This window comes from Kitasatospora sp. NPDC057965 (assembly GCF_042887135.1).
Lineage (GTDB): Bacteria > Actinomycetota > Actinomycetes > Streptomycetales > Streptomycetaceae > Kitasatospora.
Genome location: NZ_JBHVPZ010000008.1, coordinates 58712 through 82981, shown reverse-complemented (window position 1 = coordinate 82981; position 24270 = coordinate 58712). Strand labels below are relative to the sequence as shown.

The 24270-nt window shown below is 70.1% G+C and carries 24 protein-coding genes and 1 pseudogene; 7 read left to right on the top strand and 18 right to left on the bottom strand.

Annotation, left to right across the window (positions count from 1 at the left end; translation table 11 throughout):
• Nucleotides 1–73 precede the first annotated feature (73 nt).
• The 7 genes from ACFVVU_RS12615 to ACFVVU_RS12585 all read right to left on the bottom strand — a co-directional run bounded on the left by ACFVVU_RS12615 (nucleotide 74) and on the right by ACFVVU_RS12585 (nucleotide 10652).
• Complete coding sequence (locus tag ACFVVU_RS12615) at nucleotides 74–2677, bottom strand: SpoIIE family protein phosphatase (RefSeq protein WP_380683158.1); 2604 nt, start codon at nucleotides 2675–2677, stop codon at nucleotides 74–76.
• 233 nt (nucleotides 2678–2910) lie between these two features.
• Nucleotides 2911–5712 carry a SpoIIE family protein phosphatase gene (locus tag ACFVVU_RS12610; protein WP_387789666.1) on the bottom strand — a complete coding sequence of 934 codons (2802 nt, stop codon included), beginning with the start codon at nucleotides 5710–5712 and terminating at the stop codon, nucleotides 2911–2913.
• 253 nt (nucleotides 5713–5965) lie between these two features.
• Complete coding sequence (locus ACFVVU_RS12605) at nucleotides 5966–6403, bottom strand: (deoxy)nucleoside triphosphate pyrophosphohydrolase (RefSeq protein ID WP_380683826.1); 438 nt, start codon at nucleotides 6401–6403, stop codon at nucleotides 5966–5968.
• 25 nt (nucleotides 6404–6428) lie between these two features.
• Entirely contained in the window at nucleotides 6429–6611 is a 183-nt protein-coding gene (locus ACFVVU_RS12600; RefSeq protein ID WP_380683828.1) for an SPOR domain-containing protein, read from the bottom strand.
• Nucleotides 6612–6629: 18 nt separating this feature from the next.
• Nucleotides 6630–8096: a DUF4190 domain-containing protein gene (locus tag ACFVVU_RS12595; RefSeq protein WP_387789663.1), complete on the bottom strand. Its 1467-nt coding sequence runs from the start codon at nucleotides 8094–8096 to the stop codon at nucleotides 6630–6632.
• Nucleotides 8097–8285: 189 nt separating this feature from the next.
• Nucleotides 8286–9101, bottom strand: a complete 816-nt coding sequence (locus ACFVVU_RS12590; RefSeq protein WP_387789661.1) for a methyltransferase domain-containing protein — start codon at nucleotides 9099–9101, stop codon at nucleotides 8286–8288.
• A 171-nt stretch (nucleotides 9102–9272) separates the two neighbouring features.
• Nucleotides 9273–10652: a hypothetical protein gene (locus ACFVVU_RS12585; RefSeq protein ID WP_387789659.1), complete on the bottom strand. Its 1380-nt coding sequence runs from the start codon at nucleotides 10650–10652 to the stop codon at nucleotides 9273–9275.
• Between the two features lie 175 nt (nucleotides 10653–10827).
• Here ACFVVU_RS12585 and ACFVVU_RS12580 point away from each other — a divergent pair.
• Nucleotides 10828–11969: pseudogene (locus ACFVVU_RS12580) on the top strand (dihydrofolate reductase family protein).
• 101 nt (nucleotides 11970–12070) lie between these two features.
• Nucleotides 12071–12727, top strand: a complete 657-nt coding sequence (locus ACFVVU_RS12575) for an HAD-IA family hydrolase (protein WP_387789657.1) — start codon at nucleotides 12071–12073, stop codon at nucleotides 12725–12727.
• A 151-nt stretch (nucleotides 12728–12878) separates the two neighbouring features.
• Here ACFVVU_RS12575 and ACFVVU_RS12570 read toward each other — a convergent pair whose 3' ends face one another.
• The 4 genes from ACFVVU_RS12570 to ACFVVU_RS12555 form a co-directional block, all read right to left on the bottom strand.
• A complete protein-coding gene (locus tag ACFVVU_RS12570; RefSeq protein ID WP_387789655.1) occupies nucleotides 12879–13133 on the bottom strand; it encodes a Txe/YoeB family addiction module toxin in 255 nt (84 codons plus the stop codon).
• Nucleotides 13130–13411, bottom strand: a complete 282-nt coding sequence (locus ACFVVU_RS12565) for a type II toxin-antitoxin system Phd/YefM family antitoxin (RefSeq protein ID WP_380669374.1) — start codon at nucleotides 13409–13411, stop codon at nucleotides 13130–13132. Before ACFVVU_RS12565 ends, ACFVVU_RS12570 begins: the two co-directional genes overlap by 4 nt.
• Nucleotides 13412–13706: 295 nt before the next feature.
• Nucleotides 13707–14867 (bottom strand): tyrosine-type recombinase/integrase, encoded by a 1161-nt coding sequence (locus ACFVVU_RS12560; protein ID WP_387789653.1) that lies wholly within the window; start codon nucleotides 14865–14867, stop codon nucleotides 13707–13709.
• A gap of 48 nt (nucleotides 14868–14915) precedes the next feature.
• Nucleotides 14916–15491: a hypothetical protein gene (locus tag ACFVVU_RS12555; RefSeq protein WP_387789651.1), complete on the bottom strand. Its 576-nt coding sequence runs from the start codon at nucleotides 15489–15491 to the stop codon at nucleotides 14916–14918.
• 187 nt (nucleotides 15492–15678) lie between these two features.
• Between ACFVVU_RS12555 and ACFVVU_RS12550 the strand changes: the two genes are divergently transcribed.
• From ACFVVU_RS12550 to ACFVVU_RS12530, 5 genes are all read left to right on the top strand, one after another.
• Entirely contained in the window at nucleotides 15679–15834 is a 156-nt protein-coding gene (locus tag ACFVVU_RS12550; RefSeq protein ID WP_184935819.1) for a helix-turn-helix domain-containing protein, read from the top strand.
• Nucleotides 15835–15836: 2 nt separating this feature from the next.
• Nucleotides 15837–16400 (top strand): hypothetical protein, encoded by a 564-nt coding sequence (locus tag ACFVVU_RS12545; protein WP_387789649.1) that lies wholly within the window; start codon nucleotides 15837–15839, stop codon nucleotides 16398–16400.
• 339 nt (nucleotides 16401–16739) lie between these two features.
• Nucleotides 16740–17075 carry a helix-turn-helix domain-containing protein gene (locus ACFVVU_RS12540; RefSeq protein ID WP_387789647.1) on the top strand — a complete coding sequence of 112 codons (336 nt, stop codon included), beginning with the start codon at nucleotides 16740–16742 and terminating at the stop codon, nucleotides 17073–17075.
• Entirely contained in the window at nucleotides 17072–17518 is a 447-nt protein-coding gene (locus ACFVVU_RS12535; protein WP_387789646.1) for a hypothetical protein, read from the top strand. Before ACFVVU_RS12540 ends, ACFVVU_RS12535 begins: the two co-directional genes overlap by 4 nt.
• 10 nt (nucleotides 17519–17528) lie before the next feature.
• Nucleotides 17529–18470 carry a P22 phage major capsid protein family protein gene (locus ACFVVU_RS12530; protein ID WP_387789644.1) on the top strand — a complete coding sequence of 314 codons (942 nt, stop codon included), beginning with the start codon at nucleotides 17529–17531 and terminating at the stop codon, nucleotides 18468–18470.
• Nucleotides 18471–19961: 1491 nt separating this feature from the next.
• Here the strand turns inward: ACFVVU_RS12530 and ACFVVU_RS12525 are convergent.
• From ACFVVU_RS12525 to ACFVVU_RS12495, 7 genes are all read right to left on the bottom strand, one after another.
• Nucleotides 19962–20807 carry a hypothetical protein gene (locus tag ACFVVU_RS12525; protein ID WP_387789642.1) on the bottom strand — a complete coding sequence of 282 codons (846 nt, stop codon included), beginning with the start codon at nucleotides 20805–20807 and terminating at the stop codon, nucleotides 19962–19964.
• Between the two features lie 161 nt (nucleotides 20808–20968).
• Entirely contained in the window at nucleotides 20969–21421 is a 453-nt protein-coding gene (locus ACFVVU_RS12520) for an NUDIX domain-containing protein (RefSeq protein WP_387789641.1), read from the bottom strand.
• 118 nt (nucleotides 21422–21539) lie between these two features.
• Entirely contained in the window at nucleotides 21540–21962 is a 423-nt protein-coding gene (locus tag ACFVVU_RS12515) for a hypothetical protein (protein WP_387789639.1), read from the bottom strand.
• Nucleotides 21963–22094: 132 nt separating this feature from the next.
• A complete protein-coding gene (locus ACFVVU_RS12510) occupies nucleotides 22095–22937 on the bottom strand; it encodes a helix-turn-helix domain-containing protein (RefSeq protein ID WP_387789637.1) in 843 nt (280 codons plus the stop codon).
• Nucleotides 22934–23446, bottom strand: a complete 513-nt coding sequence (locus ACFVVU_RS12505; RefSeq protein WP_387789635.1) for a DUF6879 family protein — start codon at nucleotides 23444–23446, stop codon at nucleotides 22934–22936. The genes ACFVVU_RS12510 and ACFVVU_RS12505 overlap by 4 nt, the downstream gene beginning before the upstream one ends.
• Nucleotides 23430–23651 carry a hypothetical protein gene (locus ACFVVU_RS12500; protein ID WP_387789633.1) on the bottom strand — a complete coding sequence of 74 codons (222 nt, stop codon included), beginning with the start codon at nucleotides 23649–23651 and terminating at the stop codon, nucleotides 23430–23432. The genes ACFVVU_RS12505 and ACFVVU_RS12500 overlap by 17 nt, the downstream gene beginning before the upstream one ends.
• Nucleotides 23652–23766: 115 nt before the next feature.
• A complete protein-coding gene (locus ACFVVU_RS12495) occupies nucleotides 23767–24192 on the bottom strand; it encodes a hypothetical protein (RefSeq protein ID WP_387789631.1) in 426 nt (141 codons plus the stop codon).
• Nucleotides 24193–24270: the final 78 nt, after the last annotated feature.

Sequence of the window (24270 nt, the reverse complement as noted above, 5' to 3'; positions counted from 1 at the left end):
CCGCTCGCCCGACGACCCCGACACGGCGGGCCACCGGGGACAGCACCCGATCGGCGGTACCGCCGATCGGGCCCTACAGGCCCAGCTCGAACCAGACGATCTTGCCCTTGGGCGTGCGCCGGCTGCCCCAGCGTTCGGCGAGCAGGCTGACCAGCTGGAGCCCGCGGCCGCCCTCGTCGGTCTCGTGGGCGCGCCGCTGCCGGGGCTGGGCGTAGCCGTCGTCCCAGACCTCGCAGACCATGGTCCGGTCGCGCAGCAGCCGCAGCCGGATCTCGCCCCGGCCGTGCCGCAGCGCGTTGGTGACCAGCTCGCTGACCAGCAGCTCGGTGGTGTCGACCAGCTCGTCCAGGCCCCGGGCGAGCAGCCAGCTGCACGCGAACTCGCGGGCCTTGGCCACCGAGGTGGGCTCGGGCGGCAGGAACCACTGGCCGACCGCGTCCGCCGGAAAGGCGTGCACCTTGGCCATCAGCAGGGCGATGTCGTCCTCGCCGTGGTGCGGGTTGAGCTCACCGAGGACGTGGTCGCAGAGGTCCTCCAGGCCCTTGCCGCCGTCGGAGAGGGCGGTGCGGAAGGCCTTCAGGCCCTCGTCCAGCTGGTGCTTGCGGCTCTCCACCAGGCCGTCGGTGTAGAGGCCGAGCACGGCGCCGTCCGGGAGGGTGAGCTCGACCTCCTCGAAGGGCTCGCCGCCGACGCCGAGCGGCAGGCCGGGCGGGACGTCCAGCATCCGGGCGGGCTCGCCGGGGCCGAGCAGGACGGGCGGCAGGTGGCCGGCGTTGGCGAAGGTGCAGCGCCGGGTGACCGCGTCGTACACGGCGTAGACGCAGGTGGCCAGGTAGACCTCGCGGGCCTCCTCGTCGGCGCTGGAGGTGAGCCGCCCGTACGGGTTGGACCGGCCGGTGGGCGCGGTGTCGTCGCCGAGGCCGCGGGCGATCTCGTCGAGCGCGGAGAGCACCTCGCCGGGTTCCAGGTCGAGCATGGCCAGGGTGCGGACGGCGGTGCGCAGCTGGCCCATGGCGACGGCGGCGCGCAGACCGCGGCCCATGACGTCGCCGATGACCAGGGCGGTGCGGTTGCCGGGCAGCGGGATGACGTCGAACCAGTCGCCGCCGACCTCGGTGTTGTTGTTGCTGGGCAGGTAGCGGCAGGCGATCTCCAGTCCGCTGGCGACCGGGTTGCCCGGGGGCAGCAGGCTGCGCTGGAGGATCAGCGCGCGCTCGTGCTCGCGGCGGTAGAGCCGGGCGTTGTCGATGCAGACGGCGGCGCGGGCGACGAGCTCCTCGGCGATGGCGACGTCGCGGGCGTCGAAGGGCTCGCTGCCGATCGCCCGGGAGAGCTGGACCAGGCCGAGCACCTGGTCGCGGGCGACCAGCGGGACGATCAGGGTGGAGCGCAGCAGCGGGTCGGGCCCGGGCTCGGGGACGACGCTGCGGCCGGTGCGCAGCGCCCGGGCGTGCGGGGAGCGGCGCGGGTAGCAGAGGGTGCCGCCGGCCTCGGCGATGGGCAGGCCGGTGACCGAGCCGAGCACCGAGGAGGCGCCGCCGACCACGCTGGAGACGGCGACCCGGCGCAGTTCGCCGCTGCCGTCGGTGAGCACGGTGTCGCCGAGCCGGCCGGCGGTGGGCACGGTCTCGCCGGAGAGCAGCGCGGTGTAGAGGTCGACGGTGGCGAGGTCGCAGAACGGCGGGACGACGACATCCAGCAGCTCCTTGGCGGTGGTCTCCAGGTCGAGGGTGGAGCCGATGTGGGCGCTGGCCTCGTTGAGCAGGGCGAGGTTGCGGCGCACGCCGTCGGCCTCGCGTTCGGCGACGTGCCGGCTGGTGACGTCGGAGACCTGTCCGGCGACGCCCATCGGCTGGCCGGCCGCGCCGTTGAGGCGGTAGAGCGAGACGGCCCAGAGCCGGTTGCCCTCGCGGGTCGGGACGGCGGCGTGGAAGCGCAGGTCGAAGACGGGCTCGCCGCTGGCGAGCACCTTGCGCAGGGCGGCGGTGAGCCGGTCGGCCTCGGAGCCGGGGAAGATGTCGTGCGGGGTGAGGCCCTCCAGGTCGGTGGGGGCGAGGCCCATCCCGGAGGCGAAGGCGTCGTTGACGCGCTGGAGGCGGAGCCGGTCGTCGAAGAGCACGAAGCCGGTCGGCGTCTGGCCGAAAACCGCCTCGGACGCGGCCAGATCCGTCTCGATCCGGCGGAGCCGGCCGAGGTCGACCGCGAGACAGGTGGCGCCGGCGGTGGGCAGCGCGCTGTCCGGCATGAGGTAGAGCTCGGCGAGGCCCTCGCCGCCGTCGGCGTGCCGGTACGGGGTGGTGCCGACCCACTCCTCGCCCGCCAGGATGCGTTCCAGCCGGGCGCGGCCGCGCCGCCAGAGCTCACGGGGGACGAAGGTGGTCACCGGGTCGGCGCCGACCGCCTCGGCGGCGGGGACGCCGAAGAACTCGGCCGCGCGCTCGCTCCACTGGCTGATCCGGCCGTCGGGGCCGATCGCGAAGGTGGCGACCCGGATGTAGTCGTAGAACGAGCCCGGATCCCCGGCACCCCACCGCTGCTCCTCGGCCGTCGGCCGCGGGGCGCGGGCCGGTACGGGCAGCTGGTGGGCAGGGGCGGGCCGGCGTTGGGCGCCGGCCTGCCCGGGTACAGCGGCATGACCGCTGCTGCTCGGCGCATTGCGCGCCGGGGTGCTGTTCACGGACCGACCCCTCCAAACCCGCGACCGTCCGGATGTCGAGAAGACCGAGTATTCATCATCGAGGGGTACGTTCACACGCCCTCAACATCACAACATCAGATCGGGCGAAGGTTTTTGTCCTACCGCCCGCGCAACCACAATGCCACGCTCGCGCCCCCTGCCGGAGCGCGCGCTCCCCCACGGGCTCCCGATGGCATATGCAGCGGCGTTCTCCCGGACGGCCCGTCCGCCGCTCAACCGCCGGACAACTCCGCCTCGGGGGTGCCCGGCAGCGCCTGCTCGAACCAGACCACCTTGCCCATCCCCTCCGCCCTGGCCCCCCAGTGCAGGGCCAGCAGGTCCACCAGTTCCAGCCCGCGGCCGCCCTCGTCCGCCTCGGCGGCGTGCCGCTCGCGCGGCGGGTCCGGCAGCGGGTCGGAGATCTCCACCAGCAGCGTCTCGCCGAGCGTCAGCCGCACTCCGATCGGCGCGCTCGCGTACCGGACGGCGTTCGTGACCAGCTCGCTGACCAGCAGCTCCGCGGTGTCGGTCAGCTCCTCGACGCCCCACTCGGCCAGCGTCGCGCGGACCAGCCGGCGGGCCCGGGAGACCGCGGTCGGCTCGGCGGGCAGCGTCCAGCCGGCCGTCGGGGTGCCGGCCTGCCCGTGGCCGAGCCGGGCCAGCAGCAGCGCCACGTCGTCCGGCTCGCGGCCCTGCTCCATGGTGTCCAGCACCGCCTCGCAGGCCGCCTGGATGGACGCGTAGGGCTGCTGGAGCACCGTGATCAGCCGGTCCAGGCCGACGTCCAGGTCCTTGTCCCGGGACTCCACCAGGCCGTCGGTGCACAGCGCCAGCAGGCTGCCCTCGGGGATCTTCAGCTCGACGGACTCGAACGGCACGCCGCCGACCCCGAGCGGGGCGCCGGAGGGCAGCTCCAGGATCCGGCCGGCGCCGCCGGGCAGCGGGCCGCCGTTGCGGGTCGGCCCGTCCGCCTCGTTGCCCGGCACCACCAGCACCGGCGGGATGTGGCCGGCCTTGGCGGCGGTCAGGGTCGCCGTGGCCGGGTCGAACACCGCGTAGACGCAGGTGGCGAGCAGCGCCTCGTCCGGCCCCTGGGCGAGGTCGTCGGCCAGCTCGTGGACGTGCCGCAGCAGCACGTCAGGCGGCAGGTCCAGGGCGGCCAGCACCCGGACGGCGGTGCGCAGCCGGCCCATCGTCGCGGCGGCCCGCAGGCCGTGGCCCATCACGTCGCCGACCACCAGCGCGGTCCGGTCGCCGGGCAGCGGGATGACGTCGAACCAGTCGCCGCCGACCTCGGTGCCGCTGCTGCCCGGCACGTAGCGGTAGGCGACCTCCACGCCGGTGGGCTGCGGCACCTGCTGCGGCAGCAGGGTGCGCTGGAGGGTGAGGGCGGCGGTGCGCTCGCGGGCGTACAGCCGGGCGTTGTCCAGCGAGGAGCCGGCCCGGTCCGCCAGCTCGACGGTGAACGCCAGGTCGTCCCGGTCGAAGCCCTCGCGGTAGCCGGCCCGGCTGACCAGCAGCAGGCCGATCACGATGCCCCGGGCCCGCAGCGGCACCACCAGCATCGAGTGCACGCCCAGGTCGTGCGCCGCCTGCATCTTCGGGTCGCCGGCGTAGGTGACGTCACTCAGCTGGTCGGCGCCGGAGAGCAGCTCGGGCACGCCGGTGCGCAGCACCCGGCCGCAGGCGGAGTCCTCGGCGAAGGTGATCCGGGCGCCGCGCCGCAGCATCACCTCCACCTCCGGGCCGTCCTGGACGGAGGCGGTGCCGAGCTGGAGCAGCGAGGTGCGGCGGTCGTGGCCGTGCCGGGGCAGGTCGTCACCGTGCGCGACGGCCTGCAGCAGGATGACGGCGGCGTGGTCGGTCAGCCTGGGCACCACCGCACTGGCCAGCTCCTGCGCGATCCGCGAGGCGTCCAGCAGGTCACCGACCCGGGAGCCGAACTCGTTGAGCAGCGAGAGGCGACGGCGGGCGTGCTCGACCTTGGCCACCGCCCGGTAACGCTCGGTGACGTCCATCACGGTGCCGGAGATGCCGAGAACCCGGCCGGAGCGGTCGGTCATCCGGCTGTAGGAGACCGAGCGGTAACCGGACCTGGCGGTGATCGGCGAGGCCAGGGTGACGTCGATGACCGGCTCGCCGGTGGCCAGCACCTGGCGCTGGATCGAGGTGATCTCGTCGGCGGCCCGCTCCGGCAGGGTCTCGCCGGTGGTGCGGCCGACGTGGTCCTCCGCCGCGACGCCGTTCATCTCGGCGAGGGTCCGGTTGACGGCCGTGTAGCGCAGCTCGGTGTCGAGGATCGCGATGCCCAGCGGGGACTGCTCGAACAGCGCGTCACGCACCGCGAGGTCCCGCTCCACGGCCCGGACGGCCGCCGCCGCGGCCAGGTTGACCTGCAGGAACGGGGTGCCGTCGCCGTCCACCAGGAGCGAGATCCGGGCGTCCACCAGCACCGGGGCGCCCTCGCGGTCGCGCAGCTCGGCCGGGCCGGACCAGCGGCCGTGCCGCAGGGTGTCCTGGATCGCGGCCCGGACCCTGTCCACCTGCTCCTCGTCGGGGACCAGCGAGTCGATCCGGCGGCCGACCAGCAGCTCGCTCGGCCAGCCGAGCAGTTCCTCGGCGGCCGGACTCCAGAGCACCACGCGGCCGGCGGTGTCCAGGATCGCGACGGCCACCCTGACCACGTCGAAGAGGCTGCCGCTCGCACGGCCGCCGCTCCCGGCGGCGGGGACCGCCCCGACGGCGCGCGGGCCGCCCGGGAACGCCCGCCCGGGGCGGCTGCGCATGCCGGCCGACGGGGCCGCGTCGGGCACCGTCAGCGACGGGGCGGGCTGCATCGGCTGGGCGGACGCCGCCCCCTCGGCCCCGCCCTCGCCCCGGCGGCGCCCGGCCGGCCGCTCCCCGGCCGCCCCGGCCGCCCCGGCGCGGCCGTCGATCGCGCGGTCCGCGCCACGACGCAGCCGGGCGCGGGCGGCGGCGCCTCCGCCGGCGCCCGCCCGTCGCGCTCCCCCGCCGCCGTACCCACTGCTCGACACCGACGGGGCCTCCGGCTCTGCTCGGATCGGCGGGGCCGGCTGGGGCGGCTCACCGATGGTGACGAATAGTGCCGAAAAGTGACATACCCAGCAGGACCAAGGCTATCCCGCCGGTCGCGTCGGCTTTTCCGATTTGCCCGATCCGTCGCCCCCACGCGTCGTTCGCGGGCGCGGGGCGGCGGTTCGGCGGTGCGGACCGGTACCATCCGGGCCGCACCGGCCCGGACGCCCGGCCCGGAGGAGTGCCGGCGGGTCAGGGGGCGGCCAGCAGGCGGGCGACCTCGGGGAGGACCTCGCGGTCGTGCTCCAGCCACTCGACGTCGGCCAGCTCGGCGGGGCCGAGCCAGCGCAGCTCGTCGTGGTCCTGCAGCGGGTGCGGCTCGCCGGAGAGCAGTTCGGCCGCCCAGAGCCGCAGCTCCAGGCCCGGGCGCACCAGCCACGCGCCGGGCAGCCGGGTGAGCGCCCGGGCGCGGACGCCCAGCTCCTCCATCAGCTCGCGCTCCAGCGCCTCGGTCTCGGTCTCGCCCGGCTCGGCCTTGCCGCCCGGGAACTCCCAGCGCCCCGCCACCTCGGCGGGCGCGCTCCGCCGGGCGGCGAGCACCCGCCCCCGGTGGATCAGCGCACCGCCGACGACGATCCGGTTCTCCGCTGCGCCGCCGGCGGACGCCGACGGGTCGATGGTCCTGTCCATGGACGTCGACCTTAGGGGCTGTCGGTCAGTCGCGCGGGCCGCGCGCCTCGGAGGCGCCGGCGGACTCGGCCTCCACCCAGTACAGCTGCTTGTGGCCGCGCGCCTCGAACTCGGCCGCGAGCCGCTCGGCCGCCTCCTGGTCGATCCCGCCGACGACCCGGAAGCGGTTGCCGTTGTCGTCCTGCCGCATCACCCGGTAGGTGTCCATGCCGCTCAGGCTAGGGCCTCAGACCCGGATGTCGGAGGCCTGCTCGCCGGTCGACAGCCCCAGCTCGCCGCGGATCTCCACCACGAGCCGGTGGCTCTTGGCGGTCTGCGCCTGCGCCTTCTGCACCTCGTGGTCGAGCGTCTGCTCGTCCGTGGACTTGGCGGCGGCGTCCCAGGCGTTGGCGGCGTCCAGCTGGACCGCGCCCAGCTCGATCAGCTTGGCCTTGGCCCCGCCCGGCCAGTCGGTCCCGCCGGCCGACAGGTCCGTGACCTCCTTGCGGCAGGCGGTGGCCATCGTCTTCGCCCAGGTGCGGTACTTCTCGGGCTCCTCGTCGACGTCGCCCTCCGGCATGCCGGCGAGCGCGCCGTTGTAGGCCTGCGCCGCGTCCAGGTAGGTGCGCTGGGCCTTGGTGAGCTTGCTCCGGTCGGTGCGGACGCTGCCCGTGTGCACCCTCGTCTCGTCCTCGAAGGTGCAGGTCACCCGGCGGTCGTCGGACACCCAGGCGGCCTGGCTCGGGAAGTAGTAGGTCTCCACCACGCCGTCGGGCACGATCCAGGGGTCGAGGGCGTAGTCGTCGTGCACCGGGATGCAGAGCCGCGAGGCCTCCTTGCTGACCTCGTCCCGCCCGGGGTAACGGCCGGGCGCGCCGGCGACGTTGGTGAAGCCGGCGACCTCGCCGTGGTGCGGCGCCGAGCAGGGCACCACGACCACCCAGTAGACGCCCTTGGCGTCGGCGTCCTGCCCGGAGCTGAACGGCGGCCGGTTGAAGCAGTCGCCGGTCACCAGGTCCTCGACGGCCACCGACCCCTTGGGGCCGCGCGGGGAGTCCGCGTACCGCTCCCCCTCGTCCAGGCCGGCCGCGAGGAGGCCGATGAACGCGAACAGGGTGACGACGACCCCGAGGATGCCGGTGATCAGACCGGCGACCGCCATGCCGCGGCCCTTCTCGTTCCGCTTGGGGATCTGGACCAGCGCGACGATCGCGAAGGCGACCGCCAGCGGCCACATGCAGAACAGACCGGTGACCAGCGCGGCGACCGCGAAGCCGTTGGTGACCGTCGGGGCGGGGAGATAGGGGAAACCGGGCTGGAAGCCGGAGTGGGCGGCGGGGGCGACGGCCGCCCAGCCGGTGGCGCGCGGCCGGTCGGGGTCGACGGGCGCCAGCAGCTCGGACGGGGCGGCCCACGGGTCGGCCGCGGGCGGGGCCGCCGCGGCGGCCTGGGCGGAGCCGGGGGCGGGTGTCGCCCAGGGGTCGGGCGCGGGAGCGGCGGGAGCGACGGGGGCGGCGTCGGCGGGCTCGGGCGACACGGCCTCAGGGGTGGTCTCGGGGGCGGGCTCGGACGCGGGAGCGGGCGGCGCGGCGGGCTCCGCGGGGGCAGCCTCCGCGACGGGCTCCGCGACGGCCTCGGGTTCGGCCGCCGGCTTGCTCAACTCGACCCGCTCGACCGGCTCGGGGGCGGGGGCGTCGGACTCGGGCTTGGACACGTACGATCTCCCCCGGCCCGCGGGAGGCGGGCGACAGCTCGGCAGGACGACCCGCGGAGCCCGCGGGCGGATCGCGGCGGGCCGTCGGGAATGGGAACAGGCGCGCGACTCTACCGGATCTTGTGAAACATCCGCGCACCTTTTCCCCGCCGCACGAACCATCCCCTCACCGCACGGTCACGCCCGTGTTCAGCGCCGCGCCAGCACCTCCCCGTGCGGCATCGCGAACCACCCGTCCCCGGCCGCCGCCCACTCCCGCCAGCCGGCCGCGATCCGGGCCAGTTCGGCCTCGTCGGCATCCCCCCGCGCCACCGCCGTCCGCGCGATGGCGGAGCCCGTGATCCGGTCCGCCCACAGCCCGCCCCACCACGCGCGCTGATCGGGCGTCGCGTACGTCCAGGTGCTCGACGTGGCGGTGACGTCGGTGAAGCCGGCCGCCCTGGCCCAGGACAGCAGCCGCCGCCCGGCGTCCGGCTCGCCGCCGTTGCGGCGGGCGATCCGCCGGTACAGCTCCAGCCAGCGGTCCAGTTCGGGCACCTCGGGGTACCAGGCCGTGGTCGCGAAGTCGACGTCCCGGACGGCCACCACGCCGCCCTCGGCGGTGACCCGGCGCAGTTCGCGCAGCGCGCCGACCGGGTCGGCCACGTGCTGCAGCACCTGGTGGGCGTGCACCACGTCGAACTCCCCCTCCGCGTAGGGCAGTCGGTGCACATCGGCGACCTCGAACGCGACATTGGACAGGCCCCGCCCGGCGACGTACGCGGCGGCCTCCTCCAGCACCTCCACCGAGGTGTCGGCGGCCACCACCCGGCCCGTGGGTCCGACCAGTTCGGCCAGGTCCGCGGTGATCGTGCCCGGCCCGCAGCCGATGTCCAGCACGGCCTGCCCGGGCCGCAGCCGGTCGCGCAGGTACGCGGCGGAGTTCTCGACGGTCCGTGAGCGGTGCGAGCGCAGCACGGACTCCTGGTGGCCGTGGGTGTAGACGGCGGGTTTCGGTGCGGTCATGGTGACGCCCCCTCGGGATCGACCGGTTCCTCGACGCCTCCGACGCTACCCCTCGTCCCGCATTTCAAGAAGATTCGTCTCACATTTCGACCACCATGCCGACGGGGACAACAGCGGCCCCCGCCCGGGCGACAGAGGTCCGGACGGGGGCCGAAAGCTCGGCGGCAGCGCCTAGTTGAGGGTGAACCAGGTGGTCCGCGACTTCTTGAACTCCGGCTGGGCGAGGTCCTTCGCCGCGATGCCGTCGTTGTACAGCACGGCCGAACCGTCGTCGGTGATCAGCTGCACCCGGGCACCGGGGGCGCCGAGGTCCGGGATGTCCGCCACGGCCTCCCAGCCGCCCGCGTCGGAGGTCGGCAGGTCGAGCACCTTCACCGGCTGCGAACCGGGCCGGCCGTCCCAGCGGTAGAGCGCGTACGGGTCGGAGTTGTCGTCCGCCGCCCAGGAGCCGGCCACGATCAGGTACTGGCCGAGCGCGTTGCGCCGCAGGTCGCGCACGGAGAGCCCGCCCAGGTCCAGCTCGATCGGCTCGCCGAAGGTGGCGTGCGAACCGCCGAGCAGCGACGGGAAGTCGGTGACCGGCACGATCAGCGCCCGGCCACCGGTAACCGCCGGGGTGAGCGGCGCGCGGAAGCCCACGTACGCGGTGGTGGTGCTGCCCGGCGCGAACTCCAGGCCCTCCACGTTGAAGCCGTTGATCTGCTTGGGCGCCTGCCCGTCCGCCGCGCCGGCCGCGAAGCCGTAGCGGTTGCCGTGCGCGCGGTCCCAGGCGATCAGGTCGTCGCGCAGCCCCCGGTACGAACCGGCCGGCGACAGCTGGGTGGTGACGCCCGAGCCGGTGACGGTGGTGGCGAACACGGTCTGCCGGTCCGGCTTGACCACGCCGTCCTTGTTGTTGCCCAGCGAGCCGGTCCAGTAGATCGTATCGCCGACCCGGGTGGCGGCCTCGATGTCGATCTCCTTGGAGACGCCGAGCGCGGCGGAGAAGTCCCAGGTGCGGACGGGCGCGCCGGAGGCGTTGCGGTCGTACAGCCGCAGCACGTTGGACTCGTCGTCGGCCACCACGATGTACCCGTTGCCCGCGTCCACCGCCGCGGAGGCGTCGCTGGAGCCGGTCAGGTAGCGGCTGTCCGCCGAGAACTGCACCGCCGGCGAGGCCGCGTAGTGCAGCGTCTTCGACGCCGTCCTGCCGCCGAGCCCGGTGACCTTGACGGTGAGGTCGGTGTAGCCGACGCCCTGCGCGGCGACCGCCAGCGTGCGCGCGGAGCCGGTGCCGGCGACGGTGACGTCGGTGGTCCGGGCCACGGCGGTGCGGGTGCTGGCGGTGGCGGCCACGGCGAGGTCGGAGGCCGCCGCGCCGCTCTGGGCCACCGTGACGGTGACCGTCGGGTCGCCGGTGGCCCCGACGGCGCCGGACAGGTAGGCGGCGGAGAACGTGATCGTCGGGGTGCCGTAGGTCACGGCGGCGGCGGGACCGACCGGCAGCGCCAGCAGCGGCAGGGCGACGGCGACGACGGCCGGCGGCAGCAGGCGGCGGGAGGGACGGGACACGGTGACAGCCCTTCGACGTGGTGGGCGGTGCGAGGTCCGGACCAGGGTGGGGCCCGTCGGCGAACGCCGCCCCGACGGCAGCGGGCCGCCCGGCGAACAGCAGCCCTCGTGCGGCCCGCGCTTTCGCCGGCGCCGTACCGTGGACGGGCAGCCGCCTCACAGAACGGTCCCCGCCATGCCCGCGCCGCGCCCCTTCGTCCTGCTGAGCGCCGCCATGTCGCTCGACGGGCACCTCGACGACGCCTCCCCCGAGCGGCTGCTGCTCTCCGGCCCGGCCGACTTCGACCGGGTGGACGCCGAGCGGGCGGCGAGCGACGCGATCCTGGTCGGCGGCAACACCCTGCGCGCGGACAACCCCCGGCTGCTGGTCAACGACCCGGGCCGGCGGGCCGCCCGGCGCGCGGCGGGCCGGCCGGAGCACCCGCTCAAGGTGACGCTCAGCGCGAGCGGCCGGCTGGAGCGCTCGCTGCGGTTCTGGCACACCGGCGGCGAGCGGCTCGCCTACACCACGGACGGCGGGGCCGCCGTGCTGCGCCCGGAACTGGACGGGCTGGCCGAGGTGGTGGCGCTGGGCCCGGCGGTGGAGCTGGGCGCGGTGCTGGACGACCTCGGCGCGCGCGGGGTGCGACGGCTGATGGTCGAGGGCGGCAGCGGGGTGCACACCCAGTTCCTGGCCCAGGGGCTGGCGGACGAGCTCCAGCTGGTGGTGGCCCCGCTGCTGGTCGGCCAGGCGCGGGCGCCGCGGTTCGTCGGCCCGGCGGACTTCCCCGGCGGCCCGGCCCGGCGGATGCGGCTGCTGGAGGCCCGTACGGTGGGCGATGTCGTCCTGCTCAGGTACGCCCCGAAGGAGCCCGCCCCGTGACCGACCCGCGCCCCGCCGACCTGGCCCTCCTCCGCCGGGCCGTCGAGCTCTCCCGCCGCTGCCCGCCCTCGGAGACCGCCTTCTCGGTCGGCGCCGTGGTCGTCGCCGCCGACGGCACGGTGCTGGCCGAGGGGTACAGCCGCGAGACGGACGGCCACGACCACGCCGAGGAGGCGGCGCTCGGCAAGCTCCCGGCCGGCGACCCGCGGCTGCGCGGCGCGACGGTCTACAGCTCGCTGGAGCCCTGCGGGCAGCGCGCCTCCCGTCCGGTGCCGTGCGCCGAACTGCTGATCGCGGCCGGCGTCCCCCGGGTGGTGGTGGCCTGGCGCGAGCCGTCCACCTTCGTCGCCGAGACCAGCGGCGCCGCGCGGCTGATCGCGGCCGGCATCGAACTGGTGGAACTGCCCGAGCTGGCCGAGGAGGCCCGCGCGGTCAACGCGCACCTGTTGGGGTGAGACCGCTCGAAGCGCGGGGCGATCTTTTGTATCCTTAATGAACAATACACTTCACTCACCTGCGTCACGCCCGCTCGCCCCGCGCCCCCTGGAGCCGCCCGATGCCCTCGACGATCTTCACCCCCCGCGCCCTGCTGCTCGACATGGACGGCACCCTGGTCAACTCCGACGCCGTGGTCGAACGCTGCTGGCACCGCTGGGCCGAGGAGTACGGCCTCGACCCGGCCGAGGTGCTGCGCGTCGCCCACGGCCGCCAGGGCCACACCACCATGGCCGTCCTGCTCCCCGACCGCCCGATGGAGGTCAACCTCGCCGAGAACCGGCGGATGCTCGCCGCCGAGAAGGCCGACACCGACGGCGTCGTCCCGGTCCCCGGCGCCCCCGCCTTCCTCACCGCCCTGGCCGGCCTCCCGCACGCCCTGGTCACCTCCGCCGACGCACCGCTCGCCCGGGTCCGGATGGCCGCCGCCGGCCTCCCCCTGCCGCCGGTCCTGATCACCGCCGAATCCGTGGGCGCCGGCAAGCCCGACCCCGAGGGCTTCCTCAAGGGCGCCGCCGCCCTCGGCTTCGCCCCCGCCGACTGCCTCGCCTTCGAGGACTCCGAGGCCGGCATCGCCGCCGCCCACGCCGCCGGCGTCCCGGTCATCGGCATCGGCCCCCGCGCCGCCGCCCACCACCCCACCGCCCACGCCACCACCCTCGAATCCCTCACCATCACCCCGGGCCCCGCCCCCACCTTCACCGTCACCCTCATCTGACCCCCGACGCCGGCCCCGACGACAGCGCCCCGCCGCCGGCGGGCGAGCCGGGCGACGGGGCGCGGCGGGCGACAGCGCAAGCGGGCCGGACTCCGGGGAGTCCGGCCCGCTCGGCACGCGGCGGTGGCCGGGTCGAACTCGCAGTCAGCCATCAGTAGTGGTAGCGGGCGGCCAGAACGATGATCTCCCGGTCCGTCACCAAGTAGACGAGGCGGTGCTCGTCGTCGATCCGCCGGGACCAGGCCCCGGGCAAGTGGTACTTCAGCGGCTCGGGCTTGCCGATGCCGGTGAACGGGTCGCGCAACACGTCCTCGATGAGCCGGTTGATCCGGGCGAGCATCTTGCGGTCGCTCTTGGGCCAGGAGGTGTAGTCCTCCCAGCCGGTCTCCTCGAAGACGAGCCTCACGCGGCACCCTTCTCGCCATCCGCCGCGTCAGGGTCGATGAGCTCCCGCTCGGAAAGCCCCATGCCACCAAGGGCGTTCTCGTACGCCTTGAGCAAGCGGCGGGCGTTCACCGGCGAGCGCAACAGGTAGGAGCCTTCACGCAGGGCGGCGTAGTCCTCGGCCGAGACGAGTACGGCGTTCCCGTGCTTGGAGACGATCTCAATAGCCTCGTGATCGTCGTTGACCTTCTTGATCAACGGGAAGAGAGCCTTGCGCGCCTCGCTGGCAGTGATCGACATCGACTGAACTCCCTCCATGACTGGTACCACATAACGTACCACTCAAGTGGATGCGACGAGCCGGAGAAGTCAGCGCCAAGTCAGCACGGAAAAGGGATCGGGGCCCGCCTCATGGGAGGCGAGCCCCGTCCGACCTGCGCATTCGACAGATCGATCTACCTCAAAGCAATGAAACGATCACACGTTGAAGCGGAACATCGCACGTTGGACCTCCCGCCCAGTGCTCCCAAGGGTTCCGGTGTCTCCGCAGGTCACCACTCACCACGGAGTCACCACGCCGCCAAGTGGTCACCACTCAGGCCACCGCACGAAGGGTGACCTTCGGGCGCAAGGCGGCCTGCATCACCTGACGGCAGCGCTCCGGCGCTTCGGCGGTCAGATGGCCGTAGATGTCAGCCGTGATCTTGATGGACCGGTGACCGAGCCACCGGCTCACTTCGAGGATGGGCACGCCACCGGCAAGGGCCGTACTGGCGAAGAAGTGGCGGAGCGAGTGAGGCGTGTAGCCGCTGCCTTCGAGCCCGGCGGCCTTGAGTGCCTTGTTCCAGTGGTAGCCGAAGGTCGAAGCGGTCGGGATGTACCCCTTGCCGCGCTCGCGCGGCGAGAACAGCACTTCGACGCCTTCCACGGTCACCGTTCCCCAGTGCTCAACGTGAGCGTCGATCTCGTCAGCCAGGAACGGAGCCACAGGAACATCCCGGTACTCGTCCGCCGTCCGGTGCTTGAGCGGCACCAGCCTGGTACGGCAGCCCTTGGTGTTGGCCTTGCTGCTGATCTGCCGACGCAGACGTACGAAGCCGTCACGCTTGCACTCGGCCGAGAAGCCCAGAGCCTCGCTGATCCGCAGCCCGGCCCCGGCCATCAGCCACACCGCCAGCTGGTACTGCGGCGATATGGCCGCAGCGATGGCGTTGACCTCAGCCAGCGTCGGAATCTCGTCCGGGTCCACGGCGTCCGTACCGGCCTTGAGCGGCTTCAAGCCCTTGCACGGGTTCTCGGGGATGCGCTTCTCATCCACGGCCGCGCCCATCATCGCGGACAGCACGCCGAGCCGATCGTTCACCGTGGACGCCGCGAGCTTCTTGGCCATCGTCGCCTGCAACGCCTTCACGTCCGCCAACGTGAGACCGAGGATGGTCTTCCGGCCGAGCGCCGGTATCAGGTGGTTGTCGATGAACCCCTGGTAGTTCCTCCGGGTGGACTCGTTCACCACGTGCCGCGACAGCCAGTCCGCCGACCATACGTGCACCGGGACCTTGCCCCGCTCCGGGTCGAGGAACACTCCCTCGTTCTTGTCGCTCTCCACCTTGAGCGCGAAGGCGTCGGCTTCCTTCTTGAGCCGGAACGACTTCTCACGCTTCCGACCCTGCCTACCTCCCGGCTCCCGGTAGCGGACGGTCCACGGGTGACCGCACTTCGGGGTGTTGCACTCGCACTTCTTCAGGACACTTGCCACTGATGTACTCGCCTTACTCGTGAATCAGATCTTCGGTGACCCTGCCGGTCAGCCGGCCGCCGGAGGATCGCCGAAAGCCGCCAAGAACTCTCTTGCCTTGTCGGTGAGTTCGAGCCCGTCGGCCGCCAGAAGACCGCGACTCCGGGCACGCTTCACGCGCTCGGACATGGTTGCCTTGCCGACACCCAGCCGATCGGCGAGAACCTGTTGCGGGGCGCTGGCGCCGGTGGCCTTGATCCTCGCCAACTCAGCCGCGAGGAGCGCGAAATCCTCGTCCGTAGCGCATCGCTCCGGCACGGGCCAGGGGGCCTCTGGGGATACTTCGGCCACCAGGCGCCGGGCTGTCTGCTTAATCTCGGCGAGCGGCAGACGGCTCAGGAGGGCGGACGGGATGCCGTCGGTCTCCTCCGCCGCGCCCATGGCCTCCTGCGCCGCGCCACCGCCCGCAGCGAGCCACACCTTCATCTCGTACGGGCCACTGAACGGAGCCCCCGGAGAACAGATCATCTCGACCCGCCACGGGCCGTGCTTTTGCCGCCAGACCAGTTCGCCGGTCTCGCGCCGTGACCACCCCGGCGGCAGCGGCTCGGGGCCTGCGCCGGTTGCTGTGAGTGCTTCTGTCATGTGAGAACCATAGGCAGTGAACCTGTCTCGATTCCAGTTCAACACGAGTGAGGTTCCTCATATTGAGCTCAGTTCGCATTGGGTTCAACGCGCCGTAGGGTGAGGGCCGCCGCTGTCACGACACGGCAGCGCTACCCCCGACCAGCCCTGGCCGGCCACCTTCCACCGGAGCACGATGAGCAACCTCATGGACGTACAGCAGGTAGCCAACTACCTGAACAAGCCTCGCAGTTGGGTGTACGAGAACTGGCGCCCCGAGGGCATCCCGTTCAAGAAGATCGGGCAGTCACTGCGGTGCCGACCAGCCGACCTTGAGCGCTGGATCGACCGGCAGGAGGGGTGACGGTGGCAAGCAAACCCCGGTACGCACTCAAGGCGACGTACGACGTCAAGGAGGCTTGGAGTCGCCTCCTCCTCGACGAGTTCGGCCCCGGCGGCTGGATCGCCGAGACGGCCCCGGACTTCAACCGTGAGCACCTTCTATGGGCTCTGTCCCTGCTGCGGCATGTGAACGGCCGAACAGGTGAGGTCTTCATCGGAGACAAGGCGCTCGCCCAGGTGCTCGGCTACACCGGCAACAGCCACCCCGGCACCACTACCCGCCGGACCTTGAAGCGACTCGGACTGCTACACCCCACCGGAAGAGGCAGAGGGAGAGCCGAAGTCGTGCGCCTGTCTGCCCCGGCCTGCCTGGTGAACTCCGAGAAGTACGAGACGCTGCGAGACAGCGTCATCGGTGACCTTGAGAGCCCTTTGATTCCCGCCCCAGCGGGAACTAAGAAGGAAGTAGAAAGAGAAAAGGACGAAGGGAAGAGCTTGGAGGACAAAGCTCCAAGCTCGAAGAAGGAAGAGAAGGGCATGAAGGATCACGTCCGTGATCCATTCTGCGACTGCGGATGCTTCCCTTGAGATCTGCCCCGGCTCTATGGCCGAGGCTTCCTCATTCCCTTCCGGCGTGACCAACACCACGTCTCGCCGCTGCCCGAAATTCGGGCAAGTAACACCTCTCTATAGGTGAGAGAAGGTTCCACCTGAAGTGGAACCCTAAGGCCCCGCCTCTACCGGCGGGGCTTCCTCATTCCCTTCCACGGTGGCCGACGCCACACCTCGCCGGCGCCCCGAATCTAAGTTCGGGGCGCCTCTCTACAAGCGAGAGAAGGTTCCACCCACAGTGGACCCCTAAGGTCCCGCCTCTGCCGGCGGGGCTTCTTTAATTCCCAATCATCTCAACTAGAAGGAGGAATGGATATGTACGATCCGACACGCGCTAAGGCGCGACGAATCGAGATCGGCCTAAGCGTCCGACAGGTGGCCGATCGAGTCGGGGTATCCGAAACCACTGTCTATGCATGGGAGTCTGGAGACCGAACCCCGACGCTTGACCACTACGTGTATCTGGCTCATGCTCTCCGGATTCCGTTCGACGGCCTGATGCGGCAGGCCGAGGAAGCTGGGATGGTTCCTGACCTTCTCGCCGCCGAGTGGTCCCGCAAGAGGACCGCCGATGCTGAGTCGACGATTCGGGATTCCGATGATGCGGATACCCGGCTCTTCGTGGATCAGATCTACGGGAGTCTTCGTTGACCGAGATCACCGTTCCGACGCCAGCCGAGGCGATCCCCGAGGGCATCACCCACCCGGCGACTGAGACCGCCCTTCAAGACGATCTCCGGAGCCAGCTGGAAGCCATTACGGCCGAGCGTGACCAGCTCCGCCAGCAGGCCGAGGAATCCGCCCGCGAGAAGGCCGTGAACGCCCTTCTCGCCGAGCACGGCCTACCGGCCGGCCTGGCCTCCTTCCTCGCCGGAGACGAGGCCACCATGCAGGCCCAGGCCGCCGCGCTGGCCCAGGCCGTGAAGCCAGCCGCACTCCAGTCTCAGCCGGTCGAGGCTCTGCGCTCCGCCGGACAGGCCCCGGACAGTCCTGCCGCGCCGAGCCTTGGAGCGCTCATGTACGGCGCTCGGGATCGCCATACGAGTCCGGTCATGTCCGATGCCCGGAACCGATACTCCTACCATTCCAGCTAAAGGATTCTGAATGCCGCTTTCCACTGGTAACGCCAACCGCTCTGCAATCTCGACCGCCGTTCTGACCGGCGGTCTCGAAGCACTGACCAAGCGTCTCGTTCTCCCCAATCTCGTCACGCGGCAGGGCATCGCGGACTTCCAGCCGGCCCGGGGGAAGACCGTCCTCGTGCGAGTTCCGACCGCGCTCAAGGCGAAGCGGCTCCCGCAGGGTGGAACGGTCGAGGATTCGCCGCTTGTCGAGACTGAGATTCCGGTGATTCTCGATACGCACTCGTACAGCTCCGTGAAGGCTGACAGTTGGGATATCACCGTAAACCTGGAGAGCTTCGCCCAGCAGGTGTTGGCGCCGCAGGTCGACGCCGTCGCTGAGGACGTGGAGCTTCGCGTTGCTACTGAGCTGAACCGTTTCGTTGTGTCGGATGGAAAGACTGATCGTGATGGTCAGGGCCAGCTCATTCCGGCGGCGATCGAATGCGACATGAAGAGCTTTCACGCCGCGCTCGTGAAGGCTGACAAGATTCTGAACAGCAACAGCGTTCCGCTGTCCGGTCGGGTCCTGGTCGTAAACCCGGACTTTCGTGAGGTGATCCTGAACGACCCGTCGTTCGTCAAGGCGGCCGACTTCGGAAATGCAACTCTCATCCAGCGTGGCGGGAGTGAGCGCGAGAAGATGCTGATGGGCGAGATGATCGGATTCACGGTCTACCTCTCGAACTTCGTCACCGGCACTGTCGCCTTTGTCAAGGAAGCCGTCTGCCTGGCGACTGGCGCCCCTGAAGCGCTCCAGTCCGCCGGTTACTCGGGGAGCCTTTCCAAGTCGGGTTACAGCCTCCGCTACACGAAGGGTACCGACATGAATACGCTGTCCGAGCGCTCGGTTGTCGATGCCTTCTCTGGTGCAGTCATCTTCGATGCCCGGCGTGCGATTGGTATCCGCGCCAAGGCTGTCTGACGACTCCAGGTTCCTCCGGCCGGTCCTCCTTTATCGGGGGACCGGCCTTTCGTCTTTGCACAGGGAGGTCATTCAATGGCAGGGGAATGCAGGCGCTCGGGGTGCCGGTTCGGGAGGAGGCGGGACGCGAGGGGGCGCGGGTGGAAGCACTATTGCTCGTGGGGGTGCCAGAGTTGGGGGGAAGTCCGGAAGGGGGTAGCTTCGGGGGCCTATGCCGATCCCATGGGGCGGAGGGAAGTCGAGTCAAGGCTTCGAACCATCGGTGTTCTACTCGACATCCGCACTCATCGCGATGATGCACTACCACACAACTCATTCATCTTTCTCAATGAGAATAGTCGAGAGCTTCGCGCCTCGAATCAATCGCCTAAATGATTCATCGTTCTCGTTCCTTGTATTCGACTCAATGCATGACGTGCATTGGTTCAACCATCACCAATTCGATTCGTTGTTGATCGTTCGTTCCTGTCGAGTGCGTTCGACTCGTCATCGTCGCTCGCCTGTCCAGCCGGGCCGCTCCCGGCCTGCGTCGCGGGTGACTCCCGCCCTGGGGAGTACCTCCTCCTGGCCTTCTCGGGGACGGCTATGGCTGAGCGAAAGCCTCGCTGTACAGGATGTCAGGTTTCGGCCAGCCGGGCTGCTGGCCAGGGTAGATGCCAGCCCATGCGTGGGCGCGCGTGAACGGGCGCGTGTACGCACGCGAGGGAGTCGTTCCCCAGGATGCCCCGTGCAACGGCCCACAGGGCCGGTTGCGTGGTGACGGTCGAGGAACCCCCGTCGAATCACCCTGACGACTTCTCCCGTCACCTTCAGATCTGACCTTTGAAGGGATTTATGACTACCCCTGCGGCCGGTATGCCGGAAACCGTCAACCAGGCCCGAATATGGGAGCGAGTAAAGCGCCGATATGCCGATTCTGGCCTCTGTATTGGCTGTGCCGGCCAGGCTGCCTATGGGCATCAACTCGGATTCGCTCGAATCCATCCGCCGTGCGAATCATGTGCGCCTCTGGTCGCGTCATTCCCAATCGACTCCGGGCATGGGTGGCGACGAATAGCCGATCCCACCCGCCGGACCCCGCGGAAGCACTGGAATTGATTCGCAACGGATTCGACAATGGCCAGCGTCGGGCCAGGCTGCCCGCCGATTGGCCGCAGCGGCGCCTTATCGTCCTCGCCCGGGATCGCTACCTCTGTCGTGCCATTCGGGCCGACACGGGCCGACCGTGCGAGGCCCCGGCGAATCAGGTGGACCACATCCGCCGGGGTGATGACCACGGGTACGCGAACCTGCAAGCGCTCTGTCAGTACCACCACGCCAGCAAGACCGGCAGCGAGGGCGGAAGGGCCGCCAGCGTCGCCCGCAGCAAGCGGGCCAGGCTCCGGCCGCCGGAGCGGCATCCAGGCGCCCTGTAGGCCCGCCTGGGCGTGCTGGTGCCCCGGCCGTCCGCTCCGGGGGGAACGGCGGACAGCCGAGGCGGTCGAGGGCGGCCTACTCGCCCGGGTCGGGACCGGTGTAGGCCGGGGAACGGAAGATGCGGCGGAACGCACCGCGCCCGTGGTGCTGGTCGAGCCAGCCGGTCAGGCCGGACAGGTTGCCGCTGATCATGGCGGCGACTATGAGCCCGTGCAGGGTCTCCGCGTCCGCGCCGCCCATCTCGGTGAGGAAGCGCTGATACCGCGCCCCGACACCGTGTTCGTAACCGGCCATGGCCAGGTGGAAGCGGGTGGCAATACCGGGCTCGGCGTGATCGAAATCGGACGGCTCCAGCCGCCCCGTGGTGTCGCGGAACGCAAGCCGATCGGGCGGTGCGATCCGATCGGCCAGACCGAGGCCATCGGCCACCGTGGCGGCGATCGTCCGGGCCTCCCGGTCGGTCGCCCCCTCCATGATGATGCCCAGGTTGGTCGTGGAACCGGCGTCGTCCTTGTCCCTCGCCGAGTACGTACGCCCTTGGGAATCACGCCAGTTGATCCCGTACCGGCTCCGAACCACCTGCCCGCCGTGGAGCCGGTATTCCCGGAACGACCCCCAATGCAGCGCATCATGCGCGTAGCTTCGGAGGAGGTCGAGCGCCACCAGTTCCGGCGACGCCAGCCGGGGATCACTCAGCCGCCCGTATCGGGTGATCACCGACGCCAGTTGCACGTGCCGGTAACCCTGGTTCGGGTGGTGGAACCCGCCGAACGCGTCGGGCTGGGTCGAGCGCACTCCGACCCACACCCGATCAATCGGCAACAGCTGGTGCAACCCCAACTCCCGGTAACGGTCGGCCAGTAGAGCCGCCCCGCGCCGAAACACCTCCCGCGCCGGCTCGTCCGCCCAGGTGTCAAGCACCCAGTGCAGCAGGCTGAAGGTCGTGTGGGGGTGCGCCTGGTCCAGGGCGGCCGTCGCCCGCCGCCCTGCCAGCAGATGCGCCAGCTCGGCACGCTCGGCCAGATCCCCCGCCAGATGCTCGTTCGGCCCAAGGCACGAGGGTGTGAGCGAGCGACCAAGGGTCAGAAGCGCTGACGACTGATCAGCTGCCGGTGCGAGTCCTGCATCCCCTCGGGGAGATTGTCCGGCGAGAACCATCGAGCCTCCAAGATCTCAAACGAAGCGACCTTGATCCGTCCGCTGACGTACAGCGCCTCGTAGGCGACTTCGACGCGCAGCTTGTATCCGCTCTTGAGGTGCGCCAGCTCGCACACCTTCACCGTGAGCCCGGTCTCTTCCTTGACCTCACGGATGATCGTCTGTTCGAAGCTCTCGCCCTTGTTGGCGTAGCCGGTCGGCAGACCCCACTGCCGACCCTCCGGCCACATCCGGTGCTTGAGCAGCAGCACCCGGCCTTCCTCATCGCGGACGATGCCCGTGACCCCGACCATGAACTTCGAGTGCCACAGCCACAGAACGCGCCACTGCATCGGCCCCCGGATGATCCGCCAGAGCTTCGCAGCGATCTTCTTCATGGGTTTCGCCCCTTCATCGGTGGCCACTCCCGCGCGCCGCTCGCACGGTCGGCCCACACTCCCGCACACCACCCCACCGACACCAAATCCCGTGATCATCAGACCAATTGGGATGGCGTCAGTGCTGGTGCCGGTGCCGCAGACGCTCCGAGCGCATGACCGCTTGTCGGGTCCGCTCGACAGCCACCTGATCGCACATCTCCAGGCCGGTGGGCGGCTCGGCCGGCGCCTCGATGTAGAGGTCGAACAGCAACCAGTCGGCATGCTCCGGCAACGGCTTCTTGCGCTGCTCGGCGCGGACGCGGGTGGTACTCACCGCGTACTGCTTGCGGGTATCGGCCTGCATCAGCCACAGACGGGCGTGATAGGCGTCGGGGAAGGCCAGCAGCACCGATCGGCCGGACGGGTCCGGCAGCGTGCAGAACTCGCCCAAGACCACATCCCGCAGGACGTGAGACCCCGCAGCCTCCACCACCTCATAGCGCATCACCAGGCCCGGCTTCGGCTCCCCGGGCGCCACCATCAGCTCAAGCGGCGGCATTGCGGGCCGCCCTCTGCTCCGTACACCTCGGAATGGACATGCTTTGCTCCCCTTCGCCTGGCGTTGTGGGCGAGGAGTCAAGCTACGGGATTCAAGCCCGCCATTCCAAATTTATTCACGTAGCTGCATAAATTACTGAGCCGAGCCCCGGAAGTCGTCGGACCACTGTTCGAGCAGGCTCCGCATCTCCCCGCCAAAGAGAGCGAATCTCTCCATAGTCGCGAAGGCTTCCAGGTGCATCGCCACGTCTTTTGAGTCCCTGAGAGCCAGAACACCACTGGTTGTTTCGATGGTGACCAAGGATGCGTCATATACCGTGAAAGTGTCCATCGGCGCCACCGGCATAAGCCCCCTCAGAGGGATCACACCGAATCGGACATTGGGAAGCCGTGACACGGAGACGAGTCGATCGAGTTGCATCGCCATGGCCGGCGCAGGGATCAATGGCCACCTCACCGCCATTTCCGACAAGAGAAACGTGAACTTCTTGCTGGTGTCATAGAGGACTTCTTGACGACTCAGCTTCCGCGCAATGAGCTTGCTCTGATCTCCGTCAAGGTGAGCAAGGCTGGCCTTGATGTATTCGGGAGTCGAGAGGAGCCCCGTAATCATCGACAGCAGGAAGAACCTGAACTCCGCAGATGATGACTCCAGGCCGGCAAGCTCTTGTTGCTTGTGATGGAGCCCCTTCCGCCGGAGCGCTCGGAGGCTCTGCCAGTCGGTGTTCGCCAGGCGGGCAAGCTCTGTGACTCTGGCCAGTACCTCCGCCGGGGCCTCCAGGGTGCGGAGGATCTGTTCCACATCCACGAGACTCGCGGGGCTCTTCCCGTTCTCAATCCTGGAAATCTTGGACTGAGACATGTTGCAGCGCGCAGCGAGCCGGGCCCCTGAGAGCCCGGCTCGCTTCCGCAGTTCTTTCAGTGTTGCAGCCAGTTCCTGTTTCGACTGACCCAGCTGCTCAGGGCTGAGCGTCACGACCTGACGTACTCCAAGAACGGGACTGATTCCGCAACGGCCACCCGCTGATACTCGACAAACGGGGCTGGGTCGCCGCCGAAGAGCTCGCGGCTGATCTGCGTTCCGTCCGCCCTGTAGTTCATGAGAACAATCTTGGACTGGTCGAACATCCAGAAGTCCCGCACTGACGGAAGTGGGTTTTCCCTGTCGGTCACGTCAAGGATTCGAATATCCTCGCCAGCCCTCACGTGATGCCGATAGTAGTACTCGAATTCGAAGCGAAGGTAGTCGGAGAGCGGACGGGTAACAATGTGAACGCGACCGACGCGCTTTCCCTCGGCTGTCCACTGCTCTACTTCGTCCATCCACCCGGACCTGTAGTCCTCGGGCGAGCTTTCTCCAGCCAGAAAGCGTGCCAGCTTCTCCGCTTCCTGCGGCATGGTGTAGGTGGGCAGCGTTTCGAGCCGCCACGCCTCCGACTGCATGGAATCGAAGCACTGATTCCAGGCATCACCAGCCAAGAGCACGGAATGCCTCCCGCAGCGTTTCCTCAGGGATCTCAACCAGGCCCTCACCCGACGGCGGGGTGAAGGCGTTGGCCAGGTCGCCCTGGACCAGGAACGATCCCTTCGCCGTGCGGTAGACGTTGGGGCAGTCCTTCTCCCCGCACGTACCGTTGCCGTTCCCGTTGCCGGTGTTGGTCAGGCGGGTCAGCTCTGCGCGATCAGACATGTCAAGCCTCCTTGTCACAAGCCAGGTTGACGAACTAACAGTCAAGCTAGAGGTGCCAGGGGCAGGCCGTCTATGCAAGAACGCGACTATGCACGTCATTGACTAAGGATCATGGTCAGCTCAGTACTGCGCTGTCCAGCTTCGCCAGAACCTCAGCAGGCCACGGACCCGGCTTCCAGTCACCGTCGAAGTGAGTCACTACGCCATCGCGCTCGTGAAGCTCGCCGATGATCGGAACCTCAGCCCTGACAGAGAAGGGCCCGATCCTCACCTGATCGACGTCTTTCCAGCCGAGGGCAAGCTGCGCGAAGGCGCGGGCCTGTTCCAAGGTGCCTGCACAGTAAGACCCCGCAGGCGACCGACTCCGATCCGCCTGGGACTCGGTGACAGCCTCGAAGTAGATCTTGTGGTCATCAAAGCTCATGCTCACGAGGCTACCGGCAGGGTGCGAACCTGGGGGTTGCGGCCAGTGGGCACCCGACAGCAAGGCGGACGGGAAGATCACCTCCACGGTCAGCTGAGAGGCCGTCAGATAGGTCACCACCAAGTCACCACCACGCCGAGGAACACACAGAAACGGCCCGGAACACTCCGAAGAGTGACCGGGCCGCATGGGCTC

Coding starts and splice junctions, on each gene's coding strand:
- ACFVVU_RS12605 (WP_380683826.1), bottom strand. CDS start 6,403: ATGGACAGGACCATCGACCCGTCGGCGTCCGCCGGCGGCGCAGCGGAG.
- ACFVVU_RS12600 (WP_380683828.1), bottom strand. CDS start 6,611: ATGGACACCTACCGGGTGATGCGGCAGGACGACAACGGCAACCGCTTC.
- ACFVVU_RS12590 (WP_387789661.1), bottom strand. CDS start 9,101: ATGACCGCACCGAAACCCGCCGTCTACACCCACGGCCACCAGGAGTCC.
- ACFVVU_RS12575 (WP_387789657.1), top strand. CDS start 12,071: ATGCCCTCGACGATCTTCACCCCCCGCGCCCTGCTGCTCGACATGGAC.
- ACFVVU_RS12565 (WP_380669374.1), bottom strand. CDS start 13,411: ATGTCGATCACTGCCAGCGAGGCGCGCAAGGCTCTCTTCCCGTTGATC.
- ACFVVU_RS12555 (WP_387789651.1), bottom strand. CDS start 15,491: ATGACAGAAGCACTCACAGCAACCGGCGCAGGCCCCGAGCCGCTGCCG.
- ACFVVU_RS12550 (WP_184935819.1), top strand. CDS start 15,679: ATGGACGTACAGCAGGTAGCCAACTACCTGAACAAGCCTCGCAGTTGG.
- ACFVVU_RS12540 (WP_387789647.1), top strand. CDS start 16,740: ATGTACGATCCGACACGCGCTAAGGCGCGACGAATCGAGATCGGCCTA.
- ACFVVU_RS12530 (WP_387789644.1), top strand. CDS start 17,529: ATGCCGCTTTCCACTGGTAACGCCAACCGCTCTGCAATCTCGACCGCC.
- ACFVVU_RS12520 (WP_387789641.1), bottom strand. CDS start 21,421: ATGAAGAAGATCGCTGCGAAGCTCTGGCGGATCATCCGGGGGCCGATG.
- ACFVVU_RS12515 (WP_387789639.1), bottom strand. CDS start 21,962: ATGCCGCCGCTTGAGCTGATGGTGGCGCCCGGGGAGCCGAAGCCGGGC.
- ACFVVU_RS12500 (WP_387789633.1), bottom strand. CDS start 23,651: ATGTCTGATCGCGCAGAGCTGACCCGCCTGACCAACACCGGCAACGGG.